This is a genomic window from Rhodospirillum centenum SW, assembly GCF_000016185.1.
Lineage (GTDB): Bacteria > Pseudomonadota > Alphaproteobacteria > Azospirillales > Azospirillaceae > Rhodocista > Rhodocista centena.
Genome location: NC_011420.2, coordinates 1,293,510 through 1,318,963 on the forward strand (window position 1 = coordinate 1,293,510; position 25,454 = coordinate 1,318,963).

Here is a 25,454-nt window from a genome sequence, read left to right on the forward strand (position 1 = left end):
GCCTCAGCTCTTCACCGACCCGGCGGCCGGGTTGTTCGTGGCGACATCCCGCGCGGACGGGGTGCCGGCGATCGGACGCTGCACCGGGTTGACGGCCCCCAGCGGGATTGCCGCCTTCTCGTCGCCCGGAAGCTGGACCTCCGTCATGCCCTCCCAGGGCGACAGGAAGTCGAAGCTGCGGAAGTCCTGCGTCAGCTTCACCGGCTCGTAGACGACGCGGCGCTGATCCGGGTCGTAGCGCAGCTCGACATAGCCGGTCAGCGGGAAGTCCTTGCGCAGCGGGTGCCCCTCGAACCCGTAGTCGGTGAGGATGCGGCGCAGATCGGGATGGTCGGAGAAGAAGATGCCGTAGAGGTCCCAGGCCTCCCGCTCGAACCAGTTCGCCACCGGGAAGACCCCCGTGACGGAGGGCACAGGCGTATCCTCATCCGTGGTCACGACGACGCGGACGCGCTGGTTGTGCTTCAGGCTGAGCAGGCAGTAGACGACCTCGAACCGCTCCGACCGCTGCGGATAATCGACCCCGCACAGCTCCATCAACTGCTGGAACAGGCAGGTCGAATCATCGCGCAGGAACTGGAGCACGCGCACGATGGACCGGCGCTCGACCCGGACCACCAGTTCGCCGACCCGGTTCACCTCCGCGGACAGGGCGTCCTTGCCGAGGGCCGAGGTGATGTAATCACCAAGCTCCTGGAGGGCTTGATCGCTCATGACGGGACTTTCCTCCACGGGGAAGCATCAGGTCCGGATCAGCCTGTTGCCGTTCTTGATCTTCTTCTGGAGTTGCAGGACGCCGTAGACGAGCGCCTCCGCCGTCGGCGGGCAGCCGGGCACGTAGATGTCCACCGGCACGATCCGGTCCACCCCGCGCACCACCGAGTAGCTGTAATGGTAGTAGCCGCCGCCATTGGCGCACGAGCCCATGGAGATGACCCAGCGCGGCTCCGCCATCTGGTCGTAGACCTTGCGCAGGGCCGGGGCCATCTTGTTGCAGACGGTGCCGGCGACGATCATCACATCGGACTGGCGCGGGCTGGGTCGCGGGATCACGCCGAAGCGGTCCAGGTCGTACCGGGCCATGTAGGCGTGGATCATCTCCACGGCGCAGCAGGCCAGACCGAAGGTCATCGGCCAGAGCGAGCCGGTCCGGGCCCAGTCCATCAGGGCATCGAAGCGGGCGACCAGGTATCCCTTGTCCTGCATCTCCTGCTGGACGGCCTGGAGATAGGCGTCCTGCACGGGACCCGGCGGGATCGGTGCGCTGGAGGGGACCTGGCTGGATGGCCCCTGCACCGATGGCGGCGGGGTTGCGATCACTCCCATTCCAGGGCTCCTTTCTTCCATTCGTAGGCGAAGCCGATCAGGAGAATCCCGATGAAGACCATCATCGACCAGAAACCGAACATGCCGATGTCACCAAGAGCGACCGCCCAGGGAAAGAGAAAGGCGACCTCCAGATCGAAGATGATGAACAGGATCGAGACCAGATAGAAACGCACGTCGAACTTGCTGCGCGCATCCGCGAACGGCTCGAACCCGCACTCATACGGGGACAGCTTCTCGCTGTCGGGATTCTGCCGGCCGACAAGGTAGGCCGCCGCCATCATCGAAATGGCGACACCGGCGGCGATGCAGATGAAGATGAGGATCGGCAGGTACTCGACGATCAGCGGATTCAACATGCTAGCCCCGTTGTAACGCCTGCACGTGTAACGCCTGGACGAGTCCGGCGCCCGCCGGAGCGGGTCGCCCGCGGAGGCAGCCGGACAGGTGACGCCTGCGCGGCTGTGACGCCTGCATGATGTCGCCTGATACGGTCGCCGGCCGTGGCCTTCCACCAAGCGGCCGTGGCGCCCCGGAGGGGCAGCCGGCCCGGCTTGGCGGCCGACGCTCGGAAGGCCCCTGACGGAGCCCGCCCGAATATAGGCATCACCCTGTCGCAGGCAAAGGAAATTACGCCCATCCTTCCGAACAGCGAAAACCCTACTCCGAACCAGAGAATATGAGCAATTTCCGGCGTCTGCCGGGCTTTTCCCCCGCTTCGGTCGCAGGATGCCAAGCCTACCTAGCGGATCAATATGACCCAATGGACGGGGCGCCGACGGAGGCCACAGACGCGACATGACGTCGCCTGTCCAGGAGGTGGACATGACGGTCGGAGACTGTCGGTCTGGGAGGGGAATGGCGCGAGTGACGGGACTTGAACCCGCGGCCTCCGGCGTGACAGGCCGGCGCTCTAACCAACTGAGCTACACCCGCGCGATCCTTCGCGGGCATGCCGCGAGGTCCGCGGTGTGTAACCGAGGGACCCGCTCCTGTCAAACGGGAAAAACGGACAGGACCGCCCCCTGCCCCCGGCATGTCCACACGCCTGCACGACGGTCAGGCTGCGCAAGCGCGGTGCCGCAACGCCCCCAGCCGCTCCAGCGCCCCCTCCAGCCCGGGCGGGAGGCCGCGTTTCTCAACCGCCTCCGGCCCGCCGAAGCGGGTCAGCGACAGTTCCAGCGCGTACGCCAGCAGATCGGCGATTTCGCACTCGTTCTGGTCCAGAGCCAGATCCAGGGCGTGGAGTATCCGGTCACCCAGGCGGCGGTCGTGATCCATGGTTGGCTTCCCGTCGGATGGCACCGGACCCTGTCGGCCCGGCAGCACGCCCATCATAGAGCCCGCCGGCCGTGGTCACAGCCGCCTTTCGCCGCAGGGTCCGGCGCGCGGCGCGCGATCACGGAGCGCTGGATCGCAGAAGTATGCAGGGGACCGGAACTGTGCCGGAGAGGTGGTGGGCGGTGAGGGATTTGAACCCCCGGCCTGCGGTGTGTAAAACCGATGCTCTACCCCTGAGCTAACCGCCCGCCGACGGGGAGAGCCGTGAGCCATCCCCATCAAACAAAAGACGGGTACGCCGTCCGGCGCCCCGCCTGCAAGTGCCTTCTGTTCGCTCGCATTCCTCAGGGGGTGATCCCGGGAAAGGGGACCCGGCCGTCGGCCGGCCGGGTCCAGCAGCGTCCCGGACGCTCAGTTCAGGGCGTCCTTGAGGCCCTTTCCGGCCTTGAACTTCGGCTGCTTGCTCGCCGGGATGGAGATCTTCTCGCCGGTCCGGGGGTTGCGCCCCTCCGACGCCGCGCGCTCGGCCACGCCGAACGTACCGAACCCCACCAGCCGCACCTCGTCGCCCTTCGTCAGAGCGCTGGTGATCCCATCGAATACCGCGTCGACGGCCTTGTTGGCGTCGGCCTTGGACAGGCCCGCCGCTTCGGCGACCGCGGCAACGAGATCGTTCTTGTTCACAGAAGGCCCCCCTTCGTCAGCAAGAGATAAAACGACAGAAGTGCGCCCTCACAATGCCGGCGCGCGTCTGAACCAAGTCCCGCCGCCCCGCAATCCGAAGGGGTGCGGCGGGACCACAATTCACACGATTTCGCGCCTCACTTCAATGCCGAATCACCTCTTCCCGGCCGTCCTCGGCCGGTTTGGCGGGGGCTGCGGCGACATCGTCCGGCTCCGACCATTCGATCGCAACCGGCGCTTGCGTCAATGCATTGGCGAGAACCTCATCCACCGTGGAGACGGGTATGATGCTCATGCCCTTCTTGACGTTGTCCGGAATGTCCGCGAGGTCCTTCTCGTTCTCCTTCGGGATCAGGACGGTCTTGATTCCACCGCGCAGCGCGGCGAGCAGCTTCTCCTTCAGCCCGCCGATGGGGAGCACCCGGCCGCGCAGGGTGATCTCGCCCGTCATCGCCACGTCCTTGCGGACGGGAATGCCGGAGAGCACCGAGACGATCGAGGTGATCATGGCGACGCCGGCAGACGGGCCGTCCTTGGGCGTCGCCCCCTCGGGCACATGGACATGGATGTCCTTGCGCTCGAACAGGGTCGGCTTGATGCCGTACTGGACGGCGCGCGACTTCACGAAGCTCTCGGCCGCTTGGACAGACTCCTTCATCACGTCGCCGAGCTTGCCGGTGGTCGTGACCTTGCCCTTGCCGCGCAGCATGACGGATTCGATGGAGAGCAGCTCGCCGCCCACCTCCGTCCAGGCGAGGCCGGTGACGACGCCGACCAGATCCTCCAGCTCCGCCTCGCCGAAGCGGTAGCGCCGGACGCCCGCATACTTCTCAAGGTTCTTCCGGGTGACCTGGACCTTGGCGGTCCCCTTCATCAGGATTTCCTTGATCGCCTTGCGGGCCAGGTTGGCGATCTCCCGCTCCAGGTTCCGGACGCCGGCCTCGCGGGTGTAGTAGCGGATGAGGTCGCGCAGAGCGTCGTCGGAGATGCTGAACTCGCCCGGCTTCAGGCCGTGCGTGGACACCTGCTTGTCCATCAGGTGCCGCTTGCAGATCTCGACCTTCTCATCCTCCGTGTAGCCGGCGATGCGGATGATCTCCATGCGGTCCAGCAGCGGCTGCGGCATGCGCAGCGTGTTGGCCGTGCAGACGAACATCACGTCCGAAAGGTCGTAATCGACCTCCAGATAATGGTCGTTGAAGGTGCTGTTCTGCTCCGGGTCCAGCACCTCCAGCAGCGCCGACGACGGATCGCCGCGCCAGTCGGCACCGAGCTTGTCGATCTCGTCCAGCAGGAACAGCGGGTTCGAGGACTTGGCCTTCTTCATGCCCTGGACGACCTTGCCGGGCATGGAACCGATATAGGTGCGCCGATGCCCCCTCACCTCGGCCTCGTCGCGGACGCCGCCGAGCGACATGCGGACGAAGTTGCGGCCGGTCGCCTTGGCGATGGACTTGCCCAGCGAGGTCTTGCCGACGCCGGGCGGGCCGACGAGGCAGAGGATGGGGCCGCGCACCTTGTCCATGCGCTGCTGCACGGCGAGGTATTCGAGGATGCGCTCCTTGACCTTCTCAAGGCCGAAATGGTCCGTGTCGAGGATCTTCTCGGCCAGCCGGATGTCCTTCTTGATCTTGGTGCGCTTCTTCCACGGCAGCGACAGGATCCAGTCGAGGTAATTGCGCACCACCGTGGCCTCGGCCGACATCGGGCTCATGGTGCGGAGCTTCTTGACCTCGGCCAGCGCCTTCTCCCGCGCCTCCTTGGACAGGCGGGTCTTGTTGATCTTCTCCTCGATCTCCGCGACCTCGTCCTTGCCGTCCTCGGACTCGCCAAGCTCCTTCTGGATGGCCTTGAGCTGCTCGTTCAGATAGTACTCGCGCTGCGTCTTCTCCATCTGCCGCTTGACGCGGTTGCGGATGCGCTTCTCCACCTGGAGCACGCCGATCTCGCCTTCCATGAAGGCATAGACCCGCTCCAGCCGCTCCGAGACGGTGGCCGTCTCCAGGAGCTGCTGCTTCTCCGGAATCTTGAGCTGGAGGTGCGAGGCAATGGTGTCCGCGAGCTTGCCGGCCTCGTCGATCTGGTTGATCGAGACCAGCACCTCGGGCGGGATCTTCTTGTTGAGCTTGATGTACTGCTCGAACTGGGAGACGACGGCGCGGGACAGCGCCTCAAGCTCCTGCGGCTCGCCCTGGTTCTCGTCGATCACCTCGGCATAGGCCTGGAAGAACTCCTCGTTCTCCTCGAACTTCACGACGCTGGCGCGGCGGCCGCCTTCGACCAGCACCTTCACGGTGCCGTCGGGCAGCTTCAGGAGTTGCAGCACGGTGCCGACCGTGCCGACGCTGAAGATGTCGGCCGGGGTCGGATCGTCCTGCGAGGCGTTCTTCTGCGTCACGAGGAGGATCTGCTTGTCGTCCTTCATGACGTCCTCAAGGGCGCGGACCGACTTCTCGCGGCCCACGAACAGGGGAACGATCATGTGCGGAAAGACGACGATGTCTCTCAGCGGAAGCACCGGGTAGAGAGCACCACGGGGGATATCCAGCATAATGCAGAGCCTTCCCATCAGTCTTTGCCGTCAGCCCCCGTTGGGCCCGGTCCGCCGGGGCGCCCAATCCAGGCACGCCCCTTGCGGCGACGGCTTTGCTGGTAACGTGGCACACGCCCCACCCCCCTTCAAGGGCTTGAACCCGAAGGTGTAGGGTTGCACAGGGCTTGTCACGGTCGAGCGCCCGGCCGGAACGGGGGGGGCTCCACCCGGTTTCCCCGTCCGGGTCCAGGCGGACTCTCCCACCCCGCCCGGACGGGGAAGGCCGGAACGCGAACGGCCGGCACCCCTGGACAGGGTGCCGGCCGTTGCCGGATCAGTCGGAACCGCGATACAGCCGGGGTGCGGCGGACGCCAGGGCCTCAGGCGCCGGGAGCGACCTCGCTGCGGCGGTCGGAGTAGATGTAGAGCGGCTTGGCGCGGCCCTCCACCACCTCCTTGTTGATGACGATCTCCTCAACGCCCTGAAGGCCCGGAAGATCGAACATCGGCTCCAGCAGGATCGATTCCATGATGGAGCGCAGGCCGCGGGCGCCGGTCTTGCGCTGGATCGCCTTGACCGCGATGGAGCGCAGGGCCTCCTCATGGATGCCGAGCTTCACGTCCTCCATCTCGAAAAGGCGCTGGTACTGCTTGACGAGCGCGTTCTTCGGCTTGGTCAGAATCTCGATCAGCGCGTTCTCGTCCAGGTCGTGCAGCGTGGCGACCACGGGCAGACGGCCGACGAACTCGGGGATCAGGCCGAACTTCAGCAGATCCTCGGGCTCCACCTCGCGCAGGATGTCCCCCGTGCGCCGCTCGTCCGGGGCGCGGACATCGGCACCGAAGCCGATCGACGTGCCCTTGCCGCGGGCGGCGATGATCCGCTCCAGCCCGGCGAAGGCGCCGCCGCAGATGAACAGGATGTTGGTGGTATCGACCTGCAGGAATTCCTGCTGCGGGTGCTTGCGCCCGCCCTGCGGCGGCACCGAGGCGACGGTGCCCTCCATGATCTTCAGCAGGGCCTGCTGCACGCCCTCGCCGGAGACGTCGCGGGTTATGGACGGGTTGTCCGACTTGCGGCTGATCTTGTCGACCTCGTCGATGTAGACGATGCCGCGCTGCGCCCGTTCGACATTGTAGTCGGCGGCCTGGAGCAGCTTGAGGATGATGTTCTCCACATCCTCGCCGACATAACCCGCCTCGGTCAGCGTCGTCGCGTCCGCCATGGTGAAGGGGACATCGATGATCCGCGCCAGCGTCTGGGCCAGGAGCGTCTTGCCCGAGCCGGTCGGGCCGATCAGAAGAATGTTGGACTTCGCCAGTTCGACGTCGTTGTGTTTGGCGCCGTGGGCGAGGCGTTTGTAGTGGTTGTGGACCGCGACGGAGAGGACCCGCTTGGCATGCTCCTGGCCGATCACGTAGTCGTCCAGGACCGCACAGATGTCCCGCGGTGACGGGACCCCGTCGCGGGACTTCACCAGCGTGGTCTTGTTCTCCTCGCGGATGATGTCCATGCACAGCTCGACGCATTCATCGCAGATGAACACGGTGGGGCCGGCAATGAGCTTGCGTACCTCATGCTGGCTCTTTCCGCAGAAGGAGCAGTAGAGGGTATTCTTGGAGTCGCCGCCGGTCGACTTGGTCATATCAGCTCCGTACAGCACCGGAAGGCGATGAGGCTGCGCCGGCCCGGCTTGGCCGTCGGCCCGCGCGCCCGGACACCCCGGTGTCCATGTCTAGGGGCCCTTCTACCCCGGAACCGCGTGCCGCGCACGAGGTTCCCGGCCCCGGGAAACCGGCGAGGCAGACCGGACGCGCCGCCCTGCCCCGCTATTGAACAACACGCAAAGCGCGGCAATCAATACCTTGTTGGGGGTCCGCCTACGGACGACACCCCATGTCACGCCGCCTGACTGTTCGGAGCGCTGTTCGGACGGTTGGAGAAGACCTCGTCGATCAGCCCGAAAGCCTTCGCCTCCTCCGGGCTCATGAACTTGTCGCGCTCCACCGCCTTCTCGATCACGTCCAGATTCTGGCCGGTATGCCGCTGGAAGATCTCGTTCAGCCGCTGGCGCATGCGCAGGATCTCCTGCGCCTGGATCTCGATGTCCGCCGCCTGCCCCTGGGCACCGCCCGAAGGCTGGTGGATCATGATCCGGCTGTTCGGCAGCGAGTAGCGCCGACCGGCACCACCGCCCGCCAGCAGCAGGGCGCCCATGCTGGCCGCCTGTCCGACGCAGATCGTAGCCACCGGGCAGCGGATGTACTGCATGGTGTCGTAGATCGCCAGCCCGGAGGTGACGTAGCCGCCCGGAGAATTGATGTAGAAGGAGATCTCCTTGTTCGGATTCTCCGCCTCCAGGAACAGGAACTGGGCGCAGACGAGGCTGGCCACCGCGTCGTTGACGCCGCCCACCAGGAAGATGATGCGCTCCTTCAGGAGGCGCGAATAGATGTCGTAGGCCCGCTCGCCACGGTTGGTCTGTTCGACCACCATCGGCACCAGGGCGTTCATCTGCGGCTCGATCATGACCTTCGCTCTGCTCCTCGTCCGCGGCGGGCGGCCCCCGACCGGGGGCCGCATCTGCCCGACCGCCGCAGCTTACGCTGCCGCGGTCGGCCCCTCGTCCTCCTCCGGATCCCGCATCAGGTCCTCGACCGACACGGTCCGCTCCGTCAGCTTAACCTGTCCGAGGATGAAGTCGACGACCTTGTCCTCGAAGATCGGGGCGCGGAGCCCCTCGACGGCCTGCGGGTTGTTCCGGAAGAAGTCGAACACCTGCCGCTCCTGCCCGGGGTAACGCTGCGCCTCGGCGACCACCGCCTGGCCCAGTTCGTCCCGCGTGACAGTGATATTGTTCCGCCGACCGACTTCGGAAAGGAGCAGACCCAGACGGACGCGGCGCTCGGCGATGGCACGGTACTCCGCCTTCAGCCCCTCCTCGTCCTTCTCCTTGTCCTCGGGGTCGGCCTCGCCGTCCTTCAGCTCCTGCTGCAGGCGGCGCCAGATCTGGTCGAACTCGATGTCCACCATGCCGGTCGGCACGGGGAAGTCGTGCGTCTCGGCCAGCCGGTCGAGGAGCTGGCGCTTCGCGCGCATCCGCGACATGGAGGCGTAGTCGGCCTGCATGCGCTCGCGGATGGCATCGCGCATGCCGGCGAGGTCGTCGAAGCCGAAGGACTTGGCGAAGTCCTCGTCGATCTCCGCGGCCTTCGGCACGCGGATGTCCTTCACGTCCACCTCGAACACGGCTTCCTTACCGGACAGCTCGGCGGCGTGGTAATTCTCCGGGAAGGTGACGGTGACCGTGCGGTGCTCGCCCTTGGCGGCGCCGACGAGCTGGTCCTCGAAGCCCGGGATGAAGGAGCCGGAGCCCAGCTCCAGCTCGTGGTCCTCGCCCTTCATGCCGGGGCGCTTCTCACCGTCCACGGAGCCGTCGAAGTCGATCACGACGATGTCGCCCGACTGAGCCGGACGCTCTGCTTCCAGCGGAGCGCTGGTCTTGCGGTTGGCCGCGATGCGCTTCAGGCCGTCGTCCACCATGGCGTCGGCGACCTCGACGACCGGCTTCTCCACGGCAATGGCCGCCATGTCGGCCGGCTCGAAGTCCGGCAGCAGCTCGACGGCCATGCTGAATTCCAGGTCGGAGCCGGCCTCGAACTTCGTCACCTCGACCTTCGGCTGGAGCGCCGGGCGGAGCTTGTGCTCCTCGACCGCCTTGGCCGAGCCGTCGTTGACAGCCTGCTCCAGCACCTCGCCCATCACCGACTGGCCGTAGCGCTGCTTCAGCAGGGCCATCGGCACCTTGCCCGGGCGGAAGCCGGGGATCTTGATGGTCTTGCCGATTTCCGACAGCCGGTTCGCCACGCGGGTTTCGATCTCGTCCGCGGGAACGGTGACCTTGAATTCACGGCGAAGGCCGTCGGCGCTGGTCTCGGTGATCTGCATGGGACGGAATGCCTGTCTTCTTTCTGGCTCGCCTCAGCCGCCGAGCGCGGCCGGTGGCTCCCCGCGCGTCGGGGCGCGGTGGGTTGCGGTCTCATCTCTGGTGCGGGCGGAGGGACTTGAACCCACACGTCTTTCGACACTGGAACCTAAATCCAGCGCGTCTACCAGTTCCGCCACGCCCGCGCCGATACGGAAGGGGCGCGCGGAAACGCCCGTCCCCTTTCGGGCCGGATGGGTCTATAGCACCCGGTCCGGCCCGTAAACAGGAATTTCTCGGCGCAAGCCGCGGCCCGCGGCGACTAATCCTTCCGGTCCAGCAGCACCTGGGCCGCAGCATCCAGGATGGCATCCGCATCCAGCCCGTGTACCCGGTAGAGGTCCGGAATGTCGGCGGACTGGCCGAATCCCTCCACCCCCAGCGCCGCCACCCGGTGGCCGCGGACGGCCCCCAGCCAGGACAGTGCCGCCGGATGTCCGTCCAGCACGGTGACCAGCCCGGCCCGCCGCGGCAGCCGGGAGAGCAGCCGGTCGGCCGGGCTCTGCGCATCTGCCTCCCCCGCCTGGCGGGCGGCCCGGGCGGCGGTCCAGCCCTGGTGCAGCCGGTCGGCCGAGGTGACGGCCAGCAGGCCGGCGCCGGGCACGTCCTCCCGGATCTGCTCGAACGCCGCCAGCGCCTCCGGCATGACGACGCCGGAGCAGACGATGGCCAGGTCCGCGTCCGGCGCCGGCTCGCGCAGCCAGTAGCCGCCCTCGATCACCGCGTCGCGCAGGGGCGCGTCCAGGGTCCGCACCGGCTGGTCGAGCTGGCGGGTGGAGAGACGGAGATAGACCGAGCCGCCGTCGGGCTGCTGCATCCAGCGGAAGCCCCAGGCCAGGATGGCGGCCAGTTCGTCCACATAGGCCGGCTCGAAGCTGGCGAGCTTCGGCAGGCCCATGCCGATCAGGGGCGTGGCGATGGACTGGTGCGCCCCGCCCTCCGGCGCCAGGGAGATGCCGCTGGGCGTCGCCACCACCATGAAGCGGGCATCCTGGTAGAGCGCATAGTTGAAGGCATCCAGTCCGCGCTTCACGAACGGGTCGTAGAGCGTGCCGATCGGCAGCAGCCGCGTCCCGAACAGGTCGTGGCTGAGACCGAGCGCGCCGAGCATGAGGAAGAGGTTGTGCTCGGCGATGCCCAGCTCGATGTGCTGGCCGTCCGGGCTGCCCTGCCAGCGCTGGGCGGAGACGACCTTCTGCTCCTTGAAGATGTCCTCCCGCAGGGTGCGGTCGAACAGGCCGCGCCGGTTGACCCAGGCGCCCAGGTTGGTGGAGACGGTGACATCGGGCGAGGTGGTGACGATGCGCGCCGCCAGATCGCCCGAGTCCTTGGCGATCTCCCCCAGGATGCGGCCGAATCCCTCCTGCGTGGATTGCCGCGCCCCCTGCGGTACGGCGAAACCGTCGGGGACCGGCACCGCAGGCGCCGAGAGGCGGCGCTCCCCGCCGGAGACGAAGGGCACCTCCCGCAGGAACTCCTCCAGCTCCGCCGCGGGAACGTCGAGGCCGGCGAAGCGGTCCCACTCCTGCCCGTCCGGCACGGCGCAGCGCGCCTTGAAGGCGGCGACCTGATCCGGGTTCATCAGGCCGGAATGGTTGTCCTTGTGCCCCGCGAAGGGCAGGCCGCGGCCCTTCACCGTGTAGGCGATGAAGCAGGCCGGCCGCTCCCCCTCCACCCCGTGGAACGCCTCCAGCAGGGTCGGCAGGTCGTGGCCCGCCAGATTGGTCATGAGATCGGCCAGGGCATCGTCGTCATGCGCGTCCAGCAGCGCGCGGATGCCCGCGACCTCCCCCAGGTCACGCTTCAGCACCTCGCGCCACGCGGCCCCGCCCTTGAAGGTCAGGGCCGAATAGAGCTGGTTCGGGCAGTTGTCGATCCAGTCGCGCAGGGCATCACCACCCGGCCGCTCGAACGCGGCCTGGAGCTTCTTGCCGTACTTCAGGATCACGACGTTCCAGCCGAGCGAGCGGAACATGCCCTCGATCGGAACCCAGAGCTTGTCGGAGACGATGCTGTCCAGGCTCTGGCGGTTGTAGTCGATGATCCACCAGGTGTTCCGCAGGTCGTGCTTCCAGCCCTCCAGCATCGCCTCGAAGACGTTGCCCTCATCCAGCTCGGCATCGCCGACGATGGCGATCATGCGGCCTTCCGGCTGGCGGCTGAGTCCCTTCAGGCGGACATAGTCCTGCACCAGGGAGGCGAAGGCGGTGCCGGCGACACCCAGGCCGACCGAGCCGGTGGAGAAGTCCACGTCCGCCGTGTCCTTGGTGCGCGAGGGATAGCTCTGCGCCCCGCCGAGGGCGCGGAACGCTTCCAGCTTCTCCCGCTGCTGCCGGCCCAGCAGGTACTGGATGGCGTGGAAGACGGGGCTCGCGTGCGGCTTCACCGCCACCCGGTCCTGCGGCCGCAGCACGTCGAAATAGAGCGCGGTCAGGATGGTGGCGACCGAGGCCGAGGACGCCTGATGCCCGCCGACCTTCAGCCCGTCGCGGCTGGGGCGGAGATGGTTCGCGTTGTGGATCATCCAGGTGCTGAGCCACAGCACCTTCTTCTCCAGCGCGCGCAGCATCCGCAGGCGGCGGTCGGCGCCGGCCACGCTGCCGGCAGGGGTGAACATCGTCGTGTCAGGCATGAGGCGTCTTTCGGGCCAGGCGTCTCCGGACCCCGCGCCGGCGGGCGACCGCCGCACGGGTCCCGACTATATAGAGCGCCGGCCCTTCCTGCGGAACAGCGGTGACGGGGTGCGCATCATCCCTGAAGAGCGCGGGCGCCGGCGACACACCGGAACGGCCGGGCTCACGGGCTGGCGTCGAACTGGGCGAGGAAGCTGGAGAGGGCCATGGTGCGGATCTCATGCGCGCAGGCGTCGCCACGGCCCAGGGTCCAGACCACCACCCGCACATGCGGCCGCCCCATCGGATCGTCGGTCACCGCGACCACCTGCGCCATCTCGGATACGTCATCCCCCAGCACCCGCCGGAACAGCCGGCCTGTCAGGGCTGCCGGATCGCCCCCGGCGGTGTCCGGTGCCCTGTCCTCATCCGCATCTTCATCCGGCAGGTCGATCCCGGCCAGCATGTCGCCCCCTTCCCGCCCGTCATGCGGGTGGTCCGTGCCGCGATCCTCCCACGCCGGCGGACCCGGCGCGGGCCGCTCAGCGGTCCCGGCACGGTCACCCCCTGCCAAGAGGGTTAACCATGTCATGATCAAACCCTAGTCCAGAGTGTGGATTCGGGCAACGGGGTGCGCCAGCCCCGGACGGGCTGGCCGCGGGGAAGTCATCCACAGGATGCGCAACACTGCGCAACGGCTTCCTGCCCGTTGTTGCGTGGCCGGACGGGGCGAGGACCGGATGCCGCGGGGCCACTCAGGCGTCGGCCTTCAGCCGGCGCAGCACCGCAGGCAGCGCCTCCGGCAGATCCTCGGCGATCAGGCCGGGGCCGACGGCGCGGCCGGCTTCCCCGTGCAGCCAGGCCCCGGCACAGGCGGCGTCGAACCCGTCCATGCCCTGCGCCAGCAGCCCCACGATCAGCCCGGCCAGCACGTCGCCGCTGCCGGCCGTCGCCAGATCGGGCGGCGCGTTGGTGGTGACGGCGGCGCGGCCGTCCGGATGCGCCACCACCGTGTCCGCCCCCTTCAGCAGCACGACGGCGCCACAGGCGCGCGCGGCGGCACGGGCGCGATCCAGCCGGCTGCCCGGCAGGGGGCCGAACAGGCGGACGAATTCGCCGTCGTGCGGGGTCAGCACCCAGCGGTCGTGCAGCCGCAGGGCCAAGGGCTCCAGTCCGCCGGCGAAACTGGTGAAGACGTCCGCGTCCAGCACGCCGCTGCGGTCGCGGGCCAGCGCCGCCAGCACGCGGGTCGCCAGCGCCTCGCCCGGACCGGCCCCGGGACCGAGCAGGACGGCGTTACGCCGCGGATCGTCCAGCAGCGCCTCGAACGCCGCCCCGTCGGGGGCGGGCAGCACGATGGCCGACGGCAGGGAAAGGGCGTAGAGCGTCACCGTCTCCGGCGGGGCGGCGATGGTGACCAGCCCGGCCCCGGCCCGCAGCGCGGCCCGCGCCGCCAGCCGGGCGGCCCCGGTCATGACGGCGCCGCCCAGCACCAGGGCATGGCCGCGGCTGTACTTGTGCCCCTCCGGCCGCGGCCAGGGATAGCGTGCGCCCCAGAGCCGGGGGCCGTTCTCCCAGGTGCGCGGGGCGATCGCCTCCACCACGCCGTCGGGAATGCCGATGTCCGCCAGCACCACCTCGCCGCAGAGGAGCCGGCCGGGCAGCAGCACATGCGCCGGCTTGCGGCGGTGGAAGGTGACGGTCAGGTCCGCCCGCGGCGCACAGCCCAGCACGGCACCATCGTCGCCGCGGACCCCGCTGGGCACGTCCACCGCCAGCAGCGGCAGGGCGCGGCGCCCGATCTCCCCCACAATGTCGGCTGCGGGACCGTCCAGCGGGCGCGAGAGGCCGGCGCCGAACAGGGCGTCGATCACCAGCCCCGCCCCGTCGAGCACGCCGGTCTCCAGCCGCTCCACCGGAGCCGTCCAGCCCGACGCCGCCCATGCCGCGTCCCCCCGGAGCGCCGCGACCTCCCCCAGCAGGGCCAGCCGGACAGGCCAGCCCCGCTCCGCCAGGAGGTGGGCCGCCACGAATCCGTCACCGCCATTGTTCCCGGGACCGCAGAGAACGGCGACCGGACAGGGCGACCAGCGGGCCAGCGCAGCCGCGGCCACCGCCGCGCCCGCCCGCTCCATCAGGACGGGTCCGGGCACCCCGGCGGCCATCGCCGCCCGGTCGGCCCGGCCCATCTCCGCCACGGTCAGCAGTTCGTCCGCCATGGCAGCGCTCCTGACCTGTCCCGGACCGGACGTTCAGAAGTGGTCGGCGCGGACCACTTCCACATCCGAAAGATAGACGATGCCGGTGTAGTTCTCCAGCAGAGCGTGTATCTCTGCCAGCAGGGTGCGGGCGAGGTCCTCATGCGCGATCACCAGGATCATGACGGTGCGGTAGGTGTCGAACACCTCCCCGCCGCCCATCATCCCCCGGTGGCCCTGGCCGGACACGTCGGGGATCAGGGTATAGCCGGTCGCCCCCAGCTCGCGGATGCGACCCAGGATGGTGGGCGCCCGCGCCCGCTCGACGACGATCTCCACCCGCTTGCGCCGATGCGTTTCCATGCTGGCCTCCTCAGACGAAGCCCAGAGCGCGGGCCGCCGCGAAGTAGAGCGGAATGCCCACGACCACGTTGAAGGGGAAGGTTATCACGAGCGACAGCGTGACATAGACGGCCGGATTCGCCTGCGGCAGGGCCAGCCGCATGGCCGCCGGCACCGCGATGTAGGAGGCACTGGCCGTCAGCACCGCCAGCAGCGTGGCCCCGCCCAGCGACAGGCCCAGCAGCCAGGCCGTCCCCAGCCCCGCCGCCGCCCCCAGGAGCGGCATGTAGAGGCCGAAGGCCAGCAGCGGCGCCGACAGGGCCTTGACGCTGCGGAGCTGGCGCGCGGCCACCAGTCCCATGTCCAGCAGGAACAGGCAGAGCACGCCGTTGAAGATGTCCGCCACGAAAGGCTTCACCATGAGCATGCCGCGCTCGCCGGTGGCCCAGCCGATCAGGAATCCGCCGACCAGCACCACGACGCTGGCGTTCAGCAGGATCTCGCGCAGCAGCTCCTGCGACAGGAAAGCGTCCTTGCGGGCGGCCCCGGGCACCGTTCCGCCCTGGCGTGCCAGGGCACGGCGGGCGAGGAACAGGCCGCTGACGATGGCCGGTGTCTCCATCAACGCCATCATGGCCACGAGGTAGCCTTCGTAGCCGATTCCCTGTCCGGTGACGAACTGGCTGCCGGTGACGAAGGTGACGATGCTGATGGACCCGTAATGCGCCGCCACGGCGCCGGCATCCACCGGGCCGATGCGGGTCAGGGCGCGCAGCAGCGCGTAGGCCAGGAAGGGCAGCGCTGCGCTGAGCAGCAGGGCCGCGAGCATGGCGGCGACGACGCCCCCGCCCGCCCCGTTGGCGGCCAGGGCTGCGCCGCCTTTGAAGCCGATGGCGAACATCAGATAGATCGCCAGGGCACGCCCCACGGCCTCGGGAATGTCGAGGTCAGAGCGCGCCACCGCCGCAGCGAAACCCAGCGCGAAGCTGAGCACCATCGGCGAGATCAGATTGGTCAGTCCAAGCTGGATGAGGTCCGACATGCCAGTCCCCGGCGCAGCCTTCCCCTCCGGCGCACGGGCCCGTCCGGGGAAACCGCGGTCGTTGGAGGTTGAGGGGAAGAAGGGGGATGGGGCGATGGATGGGACTCGAACCCACGACCACTCGGACCACAACCGAGGGCTCTACCAACTGAGCTACCATCGCCGTCGGAGGCCGCTCTATGCCCCAGTCGCCCCCCCGGCGTCAAGGCCCCGGTTACGAAAAATCGCAGAGACCGCGACCAGGGCAGGATACCAGGGGGCACTGCCGTCATGGCGCCCAATTGCCCATTTTATGGGCATGCGCCTGCTTCATTTCGCGGCAGCCGAGGAAGGTTCCCGATGCCGATATGCCGTTGGGCCTGACAAGTCCGGGTGGCATGATGCATGCTAACGGATCGGACGTGCCGCATCCGCGGGGTGCCGGCCGCAAACGGAGCTTCAGGACCCGATGAAGAAGATCGAAGCCATCATAAAGCCCTTCAAGCTCGATGAGGTTAAGGAAGCCCTGCACGAGGTCGGGATCAAGGGCATCACCGTGACCGAAGCGAAGGGATTCGGCCGCCAGAAGGGCCACACGGAGCTTTATCGCGGCGCCGAATACGTCGTCGATTTCCTGCCCAAGGTGAAGATCGAGATCGTGATGGACGACGTGCTGGTGGACCGCGCCATCGAGGCGATCCAGCAGGCGGCGCACACCGGGCGCATCGGGGACGGCAAGATCTTCGTCACCCCCGTCGAGGAGGTCATCCGCATCCGCACCGGCGAACGCGGCTCCGACGCCATCTGAACCGATTCGGCGCGGCGGAGGCCTGGGCCGCCCGCGCCACGCTCCGACGGCCGGCCGCGTCGCAGTGACGCCGGACTCCGCCGGGGGAAAGCAAGCCACCGGCCAACCAACCGCAAACGAACGGAATTGAGGCTATGTCCGATCTCAGCAAAGTCTTCGACCTGATCAAGGAGCACGACGTCAAGTACGTCGACTTCCGCTTCACCGATCCGCGCGGCAAGCTGCAACACACCGCCCAGCACGTGAGCACGGTCGACGAGGACATGTTCGCCGACGGTGTGATGTTCGACGGCTCCTCGATCGCCGGCTGGAAGGCGATCAACGAGTCGGACATGACCCTGATGCCGGATGTCTCCACGGCCGTCATGGACCCGTTCTCGGCCCAGCCGCTGCTGACGGTCTTCTGCGACGTCTACGAGCCCTCAACCGGCCTGCCCTACAAGCGCGACCCGCGCTCCATCGCCAAGGCCGCCGAGCGCTACATGGCCTCGACCGGCATCGGCGATACGGCCTATTTCGGCCCGGAGGCCGAGTTCTTCGTGTTCGACGACGTCAAGTTCGACGTCTCGATGAACCGGGTGATGTACGAGTTCGACAGCGAGGAAGGCCCCTACACCTCGGGCAAGGCCTATGAGGGCGGCAACCTCGCCCACCGCCCGGCGGTGAAGGGCGGCTACTTCCCGGTGCCGCCGGTCGATGCCGGCCAGGACCTGCGCGCCGAGATGCTGAGCGTGCTCGCCGACATGGGCGTCGAGGTCGAGAAGCACCACCACGAGGTCGCGGCCTCGCAGCACGAGCTGGGCGTCAAGTTCGGCACGCTCGTGAAGATGGCCGACGGCATGCAGCTCTACAAGTACGTCGTCCACAACGTGGCGCACGCCTACGGCAAGACGGCGACCTTCATGCCGAAGCCGGTCTTCGGCGACAACGGTTCGGGCATGCACTGCCACCAGTCGATCTGGAAGGACGGCAAGCCGATGTTCGCCGGGTCGGGCTATGCCGACCTGTCCGACACCGCGCTCTACTACATCGGCGGCATCATCAAGCACGCCCGCGCCCTGAACGCCTTCACCAACCCGACGACCAACAGCTACAAGCGTCTGGTCCCGGGCTACGAGGCGCCGGTGCTGCTGGCCTACTCCTCGCGCAACCGCTCGGCCTCCTGCCGCATCCCCTACGTGACCAGCCCGAAGGGCAAGCGCGTCGAGGTCCGCTTCCCGGATCCGGCGGCCAACCCGTACCTGGCCTTCGCCGCCATGCTGATGGCCGGCCTGGACGGCATCCAGAACAAGATCCATCCGGGCGACGCGATGGACAAGAACCTCTACGACCTGCCGCCGGAGGAGCTGAAGGAGGTTCCGACCGTCTGCCGCGGCCTGCGCGAGGCGCTGGACAGCCTGGATGCCGACCGCGAGTTCCTGAAGAAGGGCGACGTCTTCACGGACGACTTCATCAACGGCTACATCGACCTGAAGATGGAGGAGACCCTGGCGTTCGAGACCTCGCCGCACCCGATCGAGTACAAGATGTACTACTCGGTGTGATGCCAAGGGCCGGGAGAACCCCCTTTCCCCGGCCTGTTGAGGGCCGCCCGGCGACGGGCGGCCCTTTTTCATGCGCCGGACGAAGGGCCGCGGCTGCGGACGCCGCCCCGCGGCTGTCGCTTGCATCGCCACGGGGCCGGCCCGACAATCGGGGCATGATGCCGATCAAGCTTTCCCCTGCCCGCTCTGCCCCTGCCCGCTCTGCCCCCGCCCGCGCCGCCCCTGCCGTGGCCGTCGTCGTCGCGGTCGCCCTGGCCGGAGCCGCCCGTCCCGCCCAGGCGCAGCAGGCCGAGGCCAAGGACGCGGCGCGCAACGCCAACTGTCCGCCGGGCAAGGTAGAGACGCTGCGGCAGGTCACCGGCCGCGCCGACGAGACGGTCTACAAGATCGCCTGTACCGGCATGAAGGACCGCTTCGTCCTGGTGCAGTGCCGCGGCCGCTCCTGCACCGTCATGCGCTGAGGATCAGCGCCGGTCGCGGAAGGCGGCCGCCAGCGCCTTCAGGGATTCGGCCTGCCGGGGATCGTCGTCCTGACCGGGGGTGTCCGCCGCGGCGGCCGGACGGCGCAGCACGTCCCGCATGCTCTGCGGTGCCGGGGCCGGCTGGCCGCCGCCCATGCGCGAAATGATGGCGTCCAGCATCTGCGGGGTGAGCGCGCGGCCGCCCTTGCCCGGGGCCGGAGCACGGCTGCCGGTGGCCGAGGGGCGCGGCGCCGGGACGGACCCGACGCGGGCCACCCGCTCGATGGCGCTGCCGGCGATGGCCTTCAGGAAGGGGCGGCAGAGACCCCGGAGCAACTGGTCGTCCTCCAGCGCCCAGGACATCAGCACGCGCTGGGCCTGGGCACGGTTGCCCTGCGCCGCCGTCAGCGCCTCACGGATCTTCAGCGTCACGTAGGTTTCGGACATCGTCCCGCCCTCCGGCCCTGCCGCCATCCTCTGCGTCCGCCGCCAAGGGTAGCGGAAACACGGAACCCGCGGAACGGAAAAGGTACTCCGGCTTCCCGCCGGGCTTCCTGCTGCCGGAGCGGCATCGGCGGGGATCTCGTCAGGCGACGGCACATCGGATAGGCTGGTCGGCGGGAGTGTCCATGCTGATCGAAATCTTCTCCGACCTGATCTGCCCCTGGTGCTATCTCGGCTGGCACCGCCTGGACCTGGCGCTGGCCCAGCGGCCGGGCCTGCGGGCCGAGACGCGCTGGCTGCCCTTCCAGCTCAATCCCGACATGCCGGCCGGCGGCATGGACCGCTTCTTCTACCTCGCCCACCGCTTCGGCAGCCTGGAGCGGGCGCGGCAGCTCTTCGCGGCGGTCGAACAGGCGGCGGCGCAGGACGGGCTGCCGCTGCATCTCGGCCGCATCCGCCGCACCCCCTCCACCCTGGAGGCGCATGCCCTGGTGCTGCTGGCCGAACGCTACGGCCGGGCGGTGCAGGTGGCGAAGGCCCTGTTCCGCGCCTACTTCGTGGACGGCATGGACATCGGCAACCGCGGCGTCCTGATCGCCGTCGCCGGGGCCTGCGGCATGGACCGCACGACCGTGGCGCGCCACCTGGAAGCGGGCGAGGACACGGCGGCCGTGTCTGCCAGCGACGCCCGGGCCCGGTCACTGGGCATCCAGGCGGTCCCCTGCTTCGTCTTCAACCGACAGTACGGGCTGGCCGGCGCGCAGGAACCGGCGGCCCTGCTGCCGCTGCTGGACCTTGCCGCCGTGGATGCCGGCCCGGCCGCCTCCAGCCCCGCGACCGGCGGAATGGCGACGGATGGCAGGACCCTGGGGCTGACGGGCTGAGGCGTCAGCGCCCCCGCGGCCGCCAGGGAGCCGTGTTCCTGCCCATCACGATGGCCTTGCGCGCCGGCGCCTTCGGCGCGGGCGGCGGCGGGGGTGGAGGCGGCGGCGGGGCCAGCGGCTCCGTCAGGGCCTCCCCCGCCGCCATCTGGGCGAGGCTGAGCATGAGCTGGCGGACGCCGGCCATGCGGCTTTCCGGGCTGTCCCAGGGGCGCAGCAGAACCAGCTTGTGATCGGGCCGCAGCTTCGCCGTGCCGGCCTGCTTCTGCATGAAATCCACCAGCCGCGCCGGATTGCGGAAGCTGTTGTTGCGGAAACCGACGACGGCGCCCTTGGGACCGGCGTCGAGGTTCGCCACGCCGGCCTCCTTGCAGAGCCGCTTGATCTCGACCAGCCGCAGGAGATTGTCCACCTCCTCCGGGAGCGGGCCGAAGCGGTCGATCAGTTCGGCCGCGAAGGCGTCGATCTCCTGCCGGTCGGTCAGGTCGGAGACGCGGCGGTAGAGCGTCAGCCGGACATTCAGGTCCGGCACATAGCTCTCCGGGATCAGCACCGGCATGCCCAGATTGATCTGCGGCGACCAGGAATCCTCCGCCGCCTGCTCGGCCCCGCGGCCGCTGCGGGCGTCGGCCACCGCCTCCTCCAGCATCTGCTGGTAGAGTTCGACGCCGACCTCGCGGATATGGCCGGACTGCTCCTCGCCCAGCAGGTTGCCGGCGCCGCGGATGTCCATGTCGTGGCTGGCGAGCTGGAAGCCGGCACCGAGGCTGTCCAGCGTCTCGATCACATGCAGGCGCTGCTGCGCCGTGGCCGACAGCACGGTCCGCGGCTGGTAGGTCAGGTAGGCGTAACCGCGCACCTTGGCCCGGCCGACGCGCCCGCGCACCTGGTAGAGCTGGGCGAGGCCGAACAGGTCGGCGCGGTGGACCACCAGCGTATTGGCCGAAGGGATGTCGAGGCCGCTCTCGATGATGTTGGTGGCCAGCAGCACGTCGTACTTGTGCTCGTCGAAGGCGGTCATCACCTCCTCAAGCTGGCTGGCCGGCATCTGGCCGTGGGCCACCACCACCTTGACCTCCGGAACCAGCTCCTCAAGCTGGAGGCGGACCCGCTCCAGATCCTCGATGCGGGGGCAGACATAGAAGCTCTGGCCGCCACGGTAGTGCTCGCGCAGGATCGCCTCGCGGATCACCACCGGGTCGTAGGGCAGCACGAAGGTCCGCACCGCGAGCCGGTCCACCGGCGGCGTGGCGATCAGCGACAGCTCGCGCACCCCGGACAGGGCGAGCTGGAGCGTGCGCGGGATCGGCGTCGCCGTCAGGGTCAGGACATGGATGTCCGCCCGCAGCTCCTTCAGCCGCTCCTTCTGCTTCACGCCGAAATGCTGCTCCTCGTCCACGATGACCATGCCCAGGCGCTTGAAGTCCACGCTCTTCGACAGCAGCGCATGGGTGCCGACGACGATGTCCACCGTGCCGTCGGCCAGCCCGGCCTTGGTCTGCGCCGTCTCCTTCGCCGTGGCGAGGCGGGAGAGCTGGCCCAGCCGCACCGGCAGCCCGGCGAAACGCTGCTCGAAGGTGCGGTAATGCTGGCGTGCCAGCAGGGTGGTCGGCACCACCACCGCCACCTGCATGCCGTTCATCACCGCCAGGAAGGCGGCGCGCAGGGCCACCTCCGTCTTGCCGAAGCCGACATCGCCGCAGACCAGCCGGTCCATCGGCCGGCCGGACGAGAGATCGCCCAGCACGTCCTCGATGGCGTGGAGCTGGTCGTCCGTCTCGGCATAGGGGAAGCGGGCGCAGAACTCGTCCCAGGCGCCGTCCGGCACGGCGACCGGCGGGGCCGTGCGCAGGGCCCGCTCGGCCGCGATGCGCAGGAGGGCGGCCGCCATGTCCTTCAGCCGCTTCTTGACCCGGGCCTTGCGCGACTGCCAGCCCGCACCGCCCAGCCGGTCGAGCTGGCCGGCCGAGTCCTCGGAGCCGTAGCGGGACAGGACCTCGATGTTCTCCACCGGGACGTAGAGCTTGTCCCCGCCCTCGTAGACCAGGCGCAGGCAGTCGTGCGGCGCACCGCCCACGTCCAGCGTCTCCAGCCCGTCATAGCGGCCGATGCCGTGGTCGATGTGGACGACGAGGTCGCCGGGGTTGAGGCCGGACGCCTCGGCGATGAAGTTCGCGGCGCGGCGCTTCTTGCGACCGCCGGCACGGACCAGCCGGTCGCCCAGGATGTCCTGTTCGGTGATGACGGCAAGACCGGGGGCGGTGAAGCCGTGATCCAGCGCCAGCACCACCAGCGCCGTGGTAGTGCGGGGCAGCCCCTCCACCTCCGCCCAGCTTTCGACCGCCTTCACCCGCTCGATGCCGTGCTCCTTCAGCACGGAGCGCAGGCGGTCGCGGGCGCCGGTGGAGTAGCCGGCGACGACGACGCGCCGCCCGTCCGCCAGCAGCGCGCCGACGTGCTCGCGCAGCACGTCGTAGACATTGACGCCGGACTGGACGCGGGCATCGGCGAAGTCGCGGCCCTTGCGGCCGCCGGCGTCCGTCAGGTCGGGATTGCTCCCGGCCTCCGCCGCGGCGAAGGGGGTGAGCTGCGCCACCGGCCGCACGGCGAGGTGGAGGTCCCAGCCTTCCGCATCGAGCACCGTCATGCCCGGCGGCACCGGCCGGTAGACCGGGTTGCCGGATTTCTTCTCCGCCTCCTGCAAGGTGCGGCGCGCCTCGAAGAAGTCGCGCACCTGTTCCAGCCGCTGGTCGCGCGCCTCCTCCACATGAGGGTCGAGGGTGACGGGCGCGTCCGGCATGTAGTCGAACAGCGTCTCCAGTCCACTGTGGAACAGCGGCAGCCAGTGCTCCATGCCGGCGTACTTGCGCCCGGCGCTGACCGCCTCATACAGCGGGTCGTCACCCGTCACCGCCCCGAACAGCTCGCGGTAGCCGGTGCGGAAGCGGGAGATCGACATCTCGTCCAGGAACACCTCCGACATCGGCTTCAGCACGAAGCCGTCGCGCTTCTCGGTGGTGAGCTGGGTCATGGGGTCGAAGGCACGGACGCCGTCGAGATCGTCGCCGAACAGGTCCAGCCGCAGCGGCTCCGCCGTGCCCGGCGGGAACAGATCGACGATGCCGCCGCGGACGGCGAACTCGCCCGGTTCGCGCACCGTCTGCGCCTTCGTGTAGCCGTTGTTGGCCAGGAAACGCTGGAGTTCGGGCAGGTTGATGCGGTCGCCCACCCTGGCCCGGAAGCTGGCGTTGCGGAAGGCCAGCCGCGGCGGGACCTTGTGCAGCGCCGCGTTCACCGTGGTGACGAGCAGCAGCGCCCGGTCCTTCGCCGCCGGTTCCAGGAGCCGGGTCAGGGCGTCGATGCGGCGGGCCACGATGTCGCCGTTCGGCGACACCCGGTCGTAGGGCAGACAGTCCCAGGCCGGGAAGAGGATCACCTCGATGCCCGGATCGAAGAAGGACACCGCCTCCGCCAGCCGGGCGGCGCGGGCATCGTCCGTCGCCACATGCAGCAGGCCCGCCGCACCGGCGGCCCGCGCCAGCCCCGCCAGAAGGCGCGCGTCGTGCCCCTCCGGCGCCCCGGCGATGAGGACGCGGCGGGGCGTTCCGGGCTTCAGATCGGGCAGGAGGACAGTCATCGCGGCACGGAACCCATGAGCGGAACGGAAGGGGAACCTATCAGACTTCCGGCCGGAAGCGGAAGGCGCGGATGCGGGCGACCAGGGCCCCGACGGGACCGGCCGGCGGCTCCGCGGCGCCGGAAATCCAGTCGTAGACCTCAAGGTCGGGCAGGTCCAGCAGGCGCTCGAAGGCGTCCAGTTCGGCAGCCGCCATGCCGTCGAGGTGGCGCTCGGCGAAGGCGCCGAACAGGATGTCCAGCTCCTTCGTGCCGCGGTGGCCGCTGCGGAACTTCAGCCGCTTGACGCGGGCCTCCCGGGTCGGGCCATCCGGGGGCAGGCCGTCCGGGGAACTGGGGGGCGTGTCGGCGCGGGTCATGGGTCCGGGTCCGTCGCTTCGGGGTCGGCCGGGAATATAGCCTCTGGCGCCGCTCATGCCAGCACCGCGAACCCGCGGCCGGCCCCCGGCCCGGCACGGGAATCGCATTAGGGAAAGTTTTGTAGCGCGGTGTTGGGAAATGGATTCTGTATGTCGGCCCTGATTTATGGGAGGGGTCGATGGCTGGAATTTTTCGGATTTCGTTTCAAGGTCTTCCCGATCCGCGGACAGGGAATGCGCGGCGTCACGCTCTTCTGGATGTTCTGACGATTGCGTTGACGGCGTCGATCTGCGGGGCGGAAAGCTGCGTGGACTTTGCGACCTTCGCGCGGGACCGGCGGGCCTTGTTCGAGGAGTTCCTCGAGCTTCCCGGCGGGCTGCCCAGCCACGACACGTTTTCACGGGTATTCCGGCTTCTGGACCCGGTGGCGTTTTCCCGCTGTTTCCAGCAGTTCCTTGATCATCTGGGGGAGGATGGGGCCGGGGTCCTGGCCATTGACGGCAAGACGCTACGGCGCTCCTTCGACCGGGCGGCGGGGCGTTCGGCTCTACATGTGGTGAGCGCGTTTGCGTCCGGCGCGCGGATGATCGTGGGGCAGCGGGCGGTGGCCGCGGGCGAGAACGAGATCGTGGCGGCGCGGGCGTTGCTGGAACTGTTCGATCTCAAGGGTGTGCTGGTAACCGGTGACGCTCTGCACGCGCAGGAGCGGACGGCGCAGACCATCCTGGAGCGGGGCGGCGACTGGCTTTTTCCGCTGAAAGACAACCGCCCTGCGCTACGGGCCGAGGTTGAGCGCTACTTCGCGGACCCGGCAACGGTTCTGGCCGTGCCCCATGTCACCACCGATGCCGACCACGGTCGTATCGAGGTGCGCCGCCACTGGGTAAGCCACGACGTGGCCTGGCTCGCCTCCGACCGACGTTTCCCCGACGAGGCCGTACTGCCGGGCCTGAAGATCCTGGGCCTGGTCGAACGCACGGTCACGAGCCCCGACGGCCGCACTACCGCCACCCGAACCCTCTATCTCTCCTCCGCCGCGCTGGAGCCCAAGACGCTCGCCCGCGCCGTCCGCGCCCACTGGAGCATCGAGGCCGCCGTCCATTGGGTGCTCGACACCTCCTTCGACGAAGACCGCGCCCGTAACCGCAAGGACCATGGCCCGGAAAACCTCGCCACACTCCGAAAACTCGCACTCAACGTCGTCCGCTCCGCCAACAACCAGGATTCCATCCGCCTCCGCAGAAAACGCGCCGGATGGTCCGACGACTATGCCCGAACCATCCTCGGGCAAATGCGATAGCCGTGCCCGGCCCGGCCGCGCGGCTTCCCGAGCGGCG

General features: G+C 68.8%; 22 protein-coding genes and 4 tRNA genes. 5 read left to right on the forward strand and 21 right to left on the reverse strand.

The annotated features are described in order from the left end of the window. Positions 1 to 3: 3 nt before the first annotated feature. From RC1_RS05915 to RC1_RS06000, 18 genes are all read right to left on the reverse strand, one after another. Positions 4 to 714, reverse strand: a complete 711-nt coding sequence (locus RC1_RS05915) for an NADH-quinone oxidoreductase subunit C (RefSeq protein WP_012566438.1) — start codon at positions 712 to 714, stop codon at positions 4 to 6. A 27-nt stretch (positions 715 to 741) separates the two neighbouring features. Beyond that, the gene (locus RC1_RS05920) at positions 742 to 1,326 is read right to left on the reverse strand and encodes a NuoB/complex I 20 kDa subunit family protein (protein WP_012566439.1); all 585 of its coding nucleotides are present in this window, start codon (positions 1,324 to 1,326) and stop codon (positions 742 to 744) included. Continuing rightward, a complete protein-coding gene (locus tag RC1_RS05925) occupies positions 1,317 to 1,685 on the reverse strand; it encodes an NADH-quinone oxidoreductase subunit A (protein ID WP_012566440.1) in 369 nt (122 codons plus the stop codon). Before RC1_RS05925 ends, RC1_RS05920 begins: the two co-directional genes overlap by 10 nt. Positions 1,686 to 2,185: 500 nt before the next feature. After that, a tRNA-Asp gene (locus RC1_RS05930) sits at positions 2,186 to 2,262 on the reverse strand. Between the two features lie 123 nt (positions 2,263 to 2,385). Beyond that, positions 2,386 to 2,607: a hypothetical protein gene (locus RC1_RS05935; RefSeq protein ID WP_012566441.1), complete on the reverse strand. Its 222-nt coding sequence runs from the start codon at positions 2,605 to 2,607 to the stop codon at positions 2,386 to 2,388. A 173-nt stretch (positions 2,608 to 2,780) separates the two neighbouring features. Then, positions 2,781 to 2,855, reverse strand: a tRNA-Val gene (locus RC1_RS05940). Between the two features lie 163 nt (positions 2,856 to 3,018). Continuing rightward, complete coding sequence (locus tag RC1_RS05945; protein WP_012566442.1) at positions 3,019 to 3,291, reverse strand: HU family DNA-binding protein; 273 nt, start codon at positions 3,289 to 3,291, stop codon at positions 3,019 to 3,021. Between the two features lie 142 nt (positions 3,292 to 3,433). Beyond that, on the reverse strand, positions 3,434 to 5,842 hold the full coding sequence (gene lon, locus RC1_RS05950) for an endopeptidase La (RefSeq protein WP_012566443.1): 2,409 nt from the start codon (positions 5,840 to 5,842) through the stop codon (positions 3,434 to 3,436). Between the two features lie 362 nt (positions 5,843 to 6,204). Continuing rightward, positions 6,205 to 7,470 (reverse strand): ATP-dependent Clp protease ATP-binding subunit ClpX, encoded by a 1,266-nt coding sequence (clpX, locus tag RC1_RS05955; protein ID WP_012566445.1) that lies wholly within the window; start codon positions 7,468 to 7,470, stop codon positions 6,205 to 6,207. Positions 7,471 to 7,724: 254 nt separating this feature from the next. Further along, the gene (gene clpP / locus RC1_RS05960) at positions 7,725 to 8,354 is read right to left on the reverse strand and encodes an ATP-dependent Clp endopeptidase proteolytic subunit ClpP (protein WP_012566446.1); all 630 of its coding nucleotides are present in this window, start codon (positions 8,352 to 8,354) and stop codon (positions 7,725 to 7,727) included. Positions 8,355 to 8,426: 72 nt separating this feature from the next. Next, the gene (gene tig / locus RC1_RS05965; protein ID WP_012566447.1) at positions 8,427 to 9,773 is read right to left on the reverse strand and encodes a trigger factor; all 1,347 of its coding nucleotides are present in this window, start codon (positions 9,771 to 9,773) and stop codon (positions 8,427 to 8,429) included. A gap of 98 nt (positions 9,774 to 9,871) precedes the next feature. After that, a tRNA-Leu gene (locus tag RC1_RS05970) sits at positions 9,872 to 9,956 on the reverse strand. A 116-nt stretch (positions 9,957 to 10,072) separates the two neighbouring features. Beyond that, positions 10,073 to 12,442, reverse strand: a complete 2,370-nt coding sequence (locus RC1_RS05975; protein ID WP_419760919.1) for a transketolase-like TK C-terminal-containing protein — start codon at positions 12,440 to 12,442, stop codon at positions 10,073 to 10,075. A gap of 164 nt (positions 12,443 to 12,606) precedes the next feature. Continuing rightward, positions 12,607 to 12,888, reverse strand: coding sequence for a hypothetical protein (locus RC1_RS05980; RefSeq protein WP_012566449.1), 282 nt, complete (start codon positions 12,886 to 12,888; stop codon positions 12,607 to 12,609). A 289-nt stretch (positions 12,889 to 13,177) separates the two neighbouring features. Then, complete coding sequence (locus RC1_RS05985) at positions 13,178 to 14,641, reverse strand: bifunctional ADP-dependent NAD(P)H-hydrate dehydratase/NAD(P)H-hydrate epimerase (RefSeq protein WP_012566450.1); 1,464 nt, start codon at positions 14,639 to 14,641, stop codon at positions 13,178 to 13,180. A 33-nt stretch (positions 14,642 to 14,674) separates the two neighbouring features. Continuing rightward, positions 14,675 to 14,983 (reverse strand): P-II family nitrogen regulator, encoded by a 309-nt coding sequence (locus tag RC1_RS05990; protein ID WP_012566451.1) that lies wholly within the window; start codon positions 14,981 to 14,983, stop codon positions 14,675 to 14,677. A gap of 10 nt (positions 14,984 to 14,993) precedes the next feature. Then, entirely contained in the window at positions 14,994 to 16,004 is a 1,011-nt protein-coding gene (locus tag RC1_RS05995) for a sodium-dependent bicarbonate transport family permease (protein ID WP_012566452.1), read from the reverse strand. 87 nt (positions 16,005 to 16,091) lie between these two features. Beyond that, positions 16,092 to 16,167: transfer RNA gene (locus RC1_RS06000), tRNA-His, on the reverse strand. A 285-nt stretch (positions 16,168 to 16,452) separates the two neighbouring features. Between RC1_RS06000 and RC1_RS06005 the strand changes: the two genes are divergently transcribed. The 3 genes from RC1_RS06005 (at position 16,453) to RC1_RS06015 (ending at position 18,796) form a co-directional block, all read left to right on the forward strand. Beyond that, positions 16,453 to 16,791 carry a P-II family nitrogen regulator gene (locus RC1_RS06005; RefSeq protein WP_012566453.1) on the forward strand — a complete coding sequence of 113 codons (339 nt, stop codon included), beginning with the start codon at positions 16,453 to 16,455 and terminating at the stop codon, positions 16,789 to 16,791. A gap of 134 nt (positions 16,792 to 16,925) precedes the next feature. Next, positions 16,926 to 18,335 (forward strand): type I glutamate--ammonia ligase, encoded by a 1,410-nt coding sequence (gene glnA / locus RC1_RS06010; protein WP_012566454.1) that lies wholly within the window; start codon positions 16,926 to 16,928, stop codon positions 18,333 to 18,335. Between the two features lie 155 nt (positions 18,336 to 18,490). Next, entirely contained in the window at positions 18,491 to 18,796 is a 306-nt protein-coding gene (locus tag RC1_RS06015; protein ID WP_012566455.1) for a hypothetical protein, read from the forward strand. A 3-nt stretch (positions 18,797 to 18,799) separates the two neighbouring features. Here the strand turns inward: RC1_RS06015 and RC1_RS19955 are convergent, their stop codons facing one another. Further along, a complete protein-coding gene (locus RC1_RS19955) occupies positions 18,800 to 19,243 on the reverse strand; it encodes a hypothetical protein (protein ID WP_148213392.1) in 444 nt (147 codons plus the stop codon). Positions 19,244 to 19,425: 182 nt separating this feature from the next. Here RC1_RS19955 and RC1_RS06025 point away from each other — a divergent pair, with 182 nt between their 5' ends. Beyond that, positions 19,426 to 20,124: a DsbA family oxidoreductase gene (locus tag RC1_RS06025; protein WP_041785161.1), complete on the forward strand. Its 699-nt coding sequence runs from the start codon at positions 19,426 to 19,428 to the stop codon at positions 20,122 to 20,124. 4 nt (positions 20,125 to 20,128) lie between these two features. On the opposite strand, the gene mfd is transcribed toward RC1_RS06025, so the two are convergent. Both mfd and RC1_RS06035 read right to left on the reverse strand, forming a co-directional pair. Beyond that, positions 20,129 to 23,758, reverse strand: coding sequence for a transcription-repair coupling factor (gene mfd, locus RC1_RS06030; RefSeq protein WP_012566458.1), 3,630 nt, complete (start codon positions 23,756 to 23,758; stop codon positions 20,129 to 20,131). 40 nt (positions 23,759 to 23,798) lie between these two features. Further along, entirely contained in the window at positions 23,799 to 24,116 is a 318-nt protein-coding gene (locus RC1_RS06035; protein WP_012566459.1) for an FAD assembly factor SdhE, read from the reverse strand. A 179-nt stretch (positions 24,117 to 24,295) separates the two neighbouring features. On the opposite strand from RC1_RS06035, the gene RC1_RS06040 reads away from it, so the two are divergent. Then, positions 24,296 to 25,417: an ISAs1 family transposase gene (locus tag RC1_RS06040; RefSeq protein ID WP_012565724.1), complete on the forward strand. Its 1,122-nt coding sequence runs from the start codon at positions 24,296 to 24,298 to the stop codon at positions 25,415 to 25,417. Positions 25,418 to 25,454: the final 37 nt, after the last annotated feature.

Bases quoted from the DNA above. Each gene is read 5' to 3' on its own strand.
- RC1_RS06005 (WP_012566453.1), top strand. From the start codon at position 16,453: ATGAAGAAGATCGAAGCCATCATAAAGCCCTTCAAGCTCGATGAGGTT.
- clpX (WP_012566445.1), bottom strand. From the start codon at position 7,470: ATGACCAAGTCGACCGGCGGCGACTCCAAGAATACCCTCTACTGCTCC.
- lon (WP_012566443.1), bottom strand. From the start codon at position 5,842: ATGCTGGATATCCCCCGTGGTGCTCTCTACCCGGTGCTTCCGCTGAGA.
- RC1_RS05935 (WP_012566441.1), bottom strand. From the start codon at position 2,607: ATGGATCACGACCGCCGCCTGGGTGACCGGATACTCCACGCCCTGGAT.
- RC1_RS19955 (WP_148213392.1), bottom strand. From the start codon at position 19,243: ATGTCCGAAACCTACGTGACGCTGAAGATCCGTGAGGCGCTGACGGCG.
- glnA (WP_012566454.1), top strand. From the start codon at position 16,926: ATGTCCGATCTCAGCAAAGTCTTCGACCTGATCAAGGAGCACGACGTC.
- RC1_RS06025 (WP_041785161.1), top strand. From the start codon at position 19,426: ATGCTGATCGAAATCTTCTCCGACCTGATCTGCCCCTGGTGCTATCTC.
- RC1_RS05995 (WP_012566452.1), bottom strand. From the start codon at position 16,004: ATGTCGGACCTCATCCAGCTTGGACTGACCAATCTGATCTCGCCGATG.
- RC1_RS05985 (WP_012566450.1), bottom strand. From the start codon at position 14,641: ATGGCGGACGAACTGCTGACCGTGGCGGAGATGGGCCGGGCCGACCGG.
- mfd (WP_012566458.1), bottom strand. From the start codon at position 23,758: ATGACTGTCCTCCTGCCCGATCTGAAGCCCGGAACGCCCCGCCGCGTC.
- RC1_RS05980 (WP_012566449.1), bottom strand. From the start codon at position 12,888: ATGCTGGCCGGGATCGACCTGCCGGATGAAGATGCGGATGAGGACAGG.
- RC1_RS05915 (WP_012566438.1), bottom strand. From the start codon at position 714: ATGAGCGATCAAGCCCTCCAGGAGCTTGGTGATTACATCACCTCGGCC.
- RC1_RS05925 (WP_012566440.1), bottom strand. From the start codon at position 1,685: ATGTTGAATCCGCTGATCGTCGAGTACCTGCCGATCCTCATCTTCATC.
- RC1_RS06015 (WP_012566455.1), top strand. From the start codon at position 18,491: ATGATGCCGATCAAGCTTTCCCCTGCCCGCTCTGCCCCTGCCCGCTCT.
- RC1_RS05920 (WP_012566439.1), bottom strand. From the start codon at position 1,326: ATGGGAGTGATCGCAACCCCGCCGCCATCGGTGCAGGGGCCATCCAGC.
- tig (WP_012566447.1), bottom strand. From the start codon at position 9,773: ATGCAGATCACCGAGACCAGCGCCGACGGCCTTCGCCGTGAATTCAAG.
- RC1_RS06040 (WP_012565724.1), top strand. From the start codon at position 24,296: ATGGCTGGAATTTTTCGGATTTCGTTTCAAGGTCTTCCCGATCCGCGG.
- RC1_RS05990 (WP_012566451.1), bottom strand. From the start codon at position 14,983: ATGGAAACGCATCGGCGCAAGCGGGTGGAGATCGTCGTCGAGCGGGCG.
- RC1_RS06035 (WP_012566459.1), bottom strand. From the start codon at position 24,116: ATGACCCGCGCCGACACGCCCCCCAGTTCCCCGGACGGCCTGCCCCCG.
- clpP (WP_012566446.1), bottom strand. From the start codon at position 8,354: ATGATCGAGCCGCAGATGAACGCCCTGGTGCCGATGGTGGTCGAACAG.
- RC1_RS05975 (WP_419760919.1), bottom strand. From the start codon at position 12,442: ATGCCTGACACGACGATGTTCACCCCTGCCGGCAGCGTGGCCGGCGCC.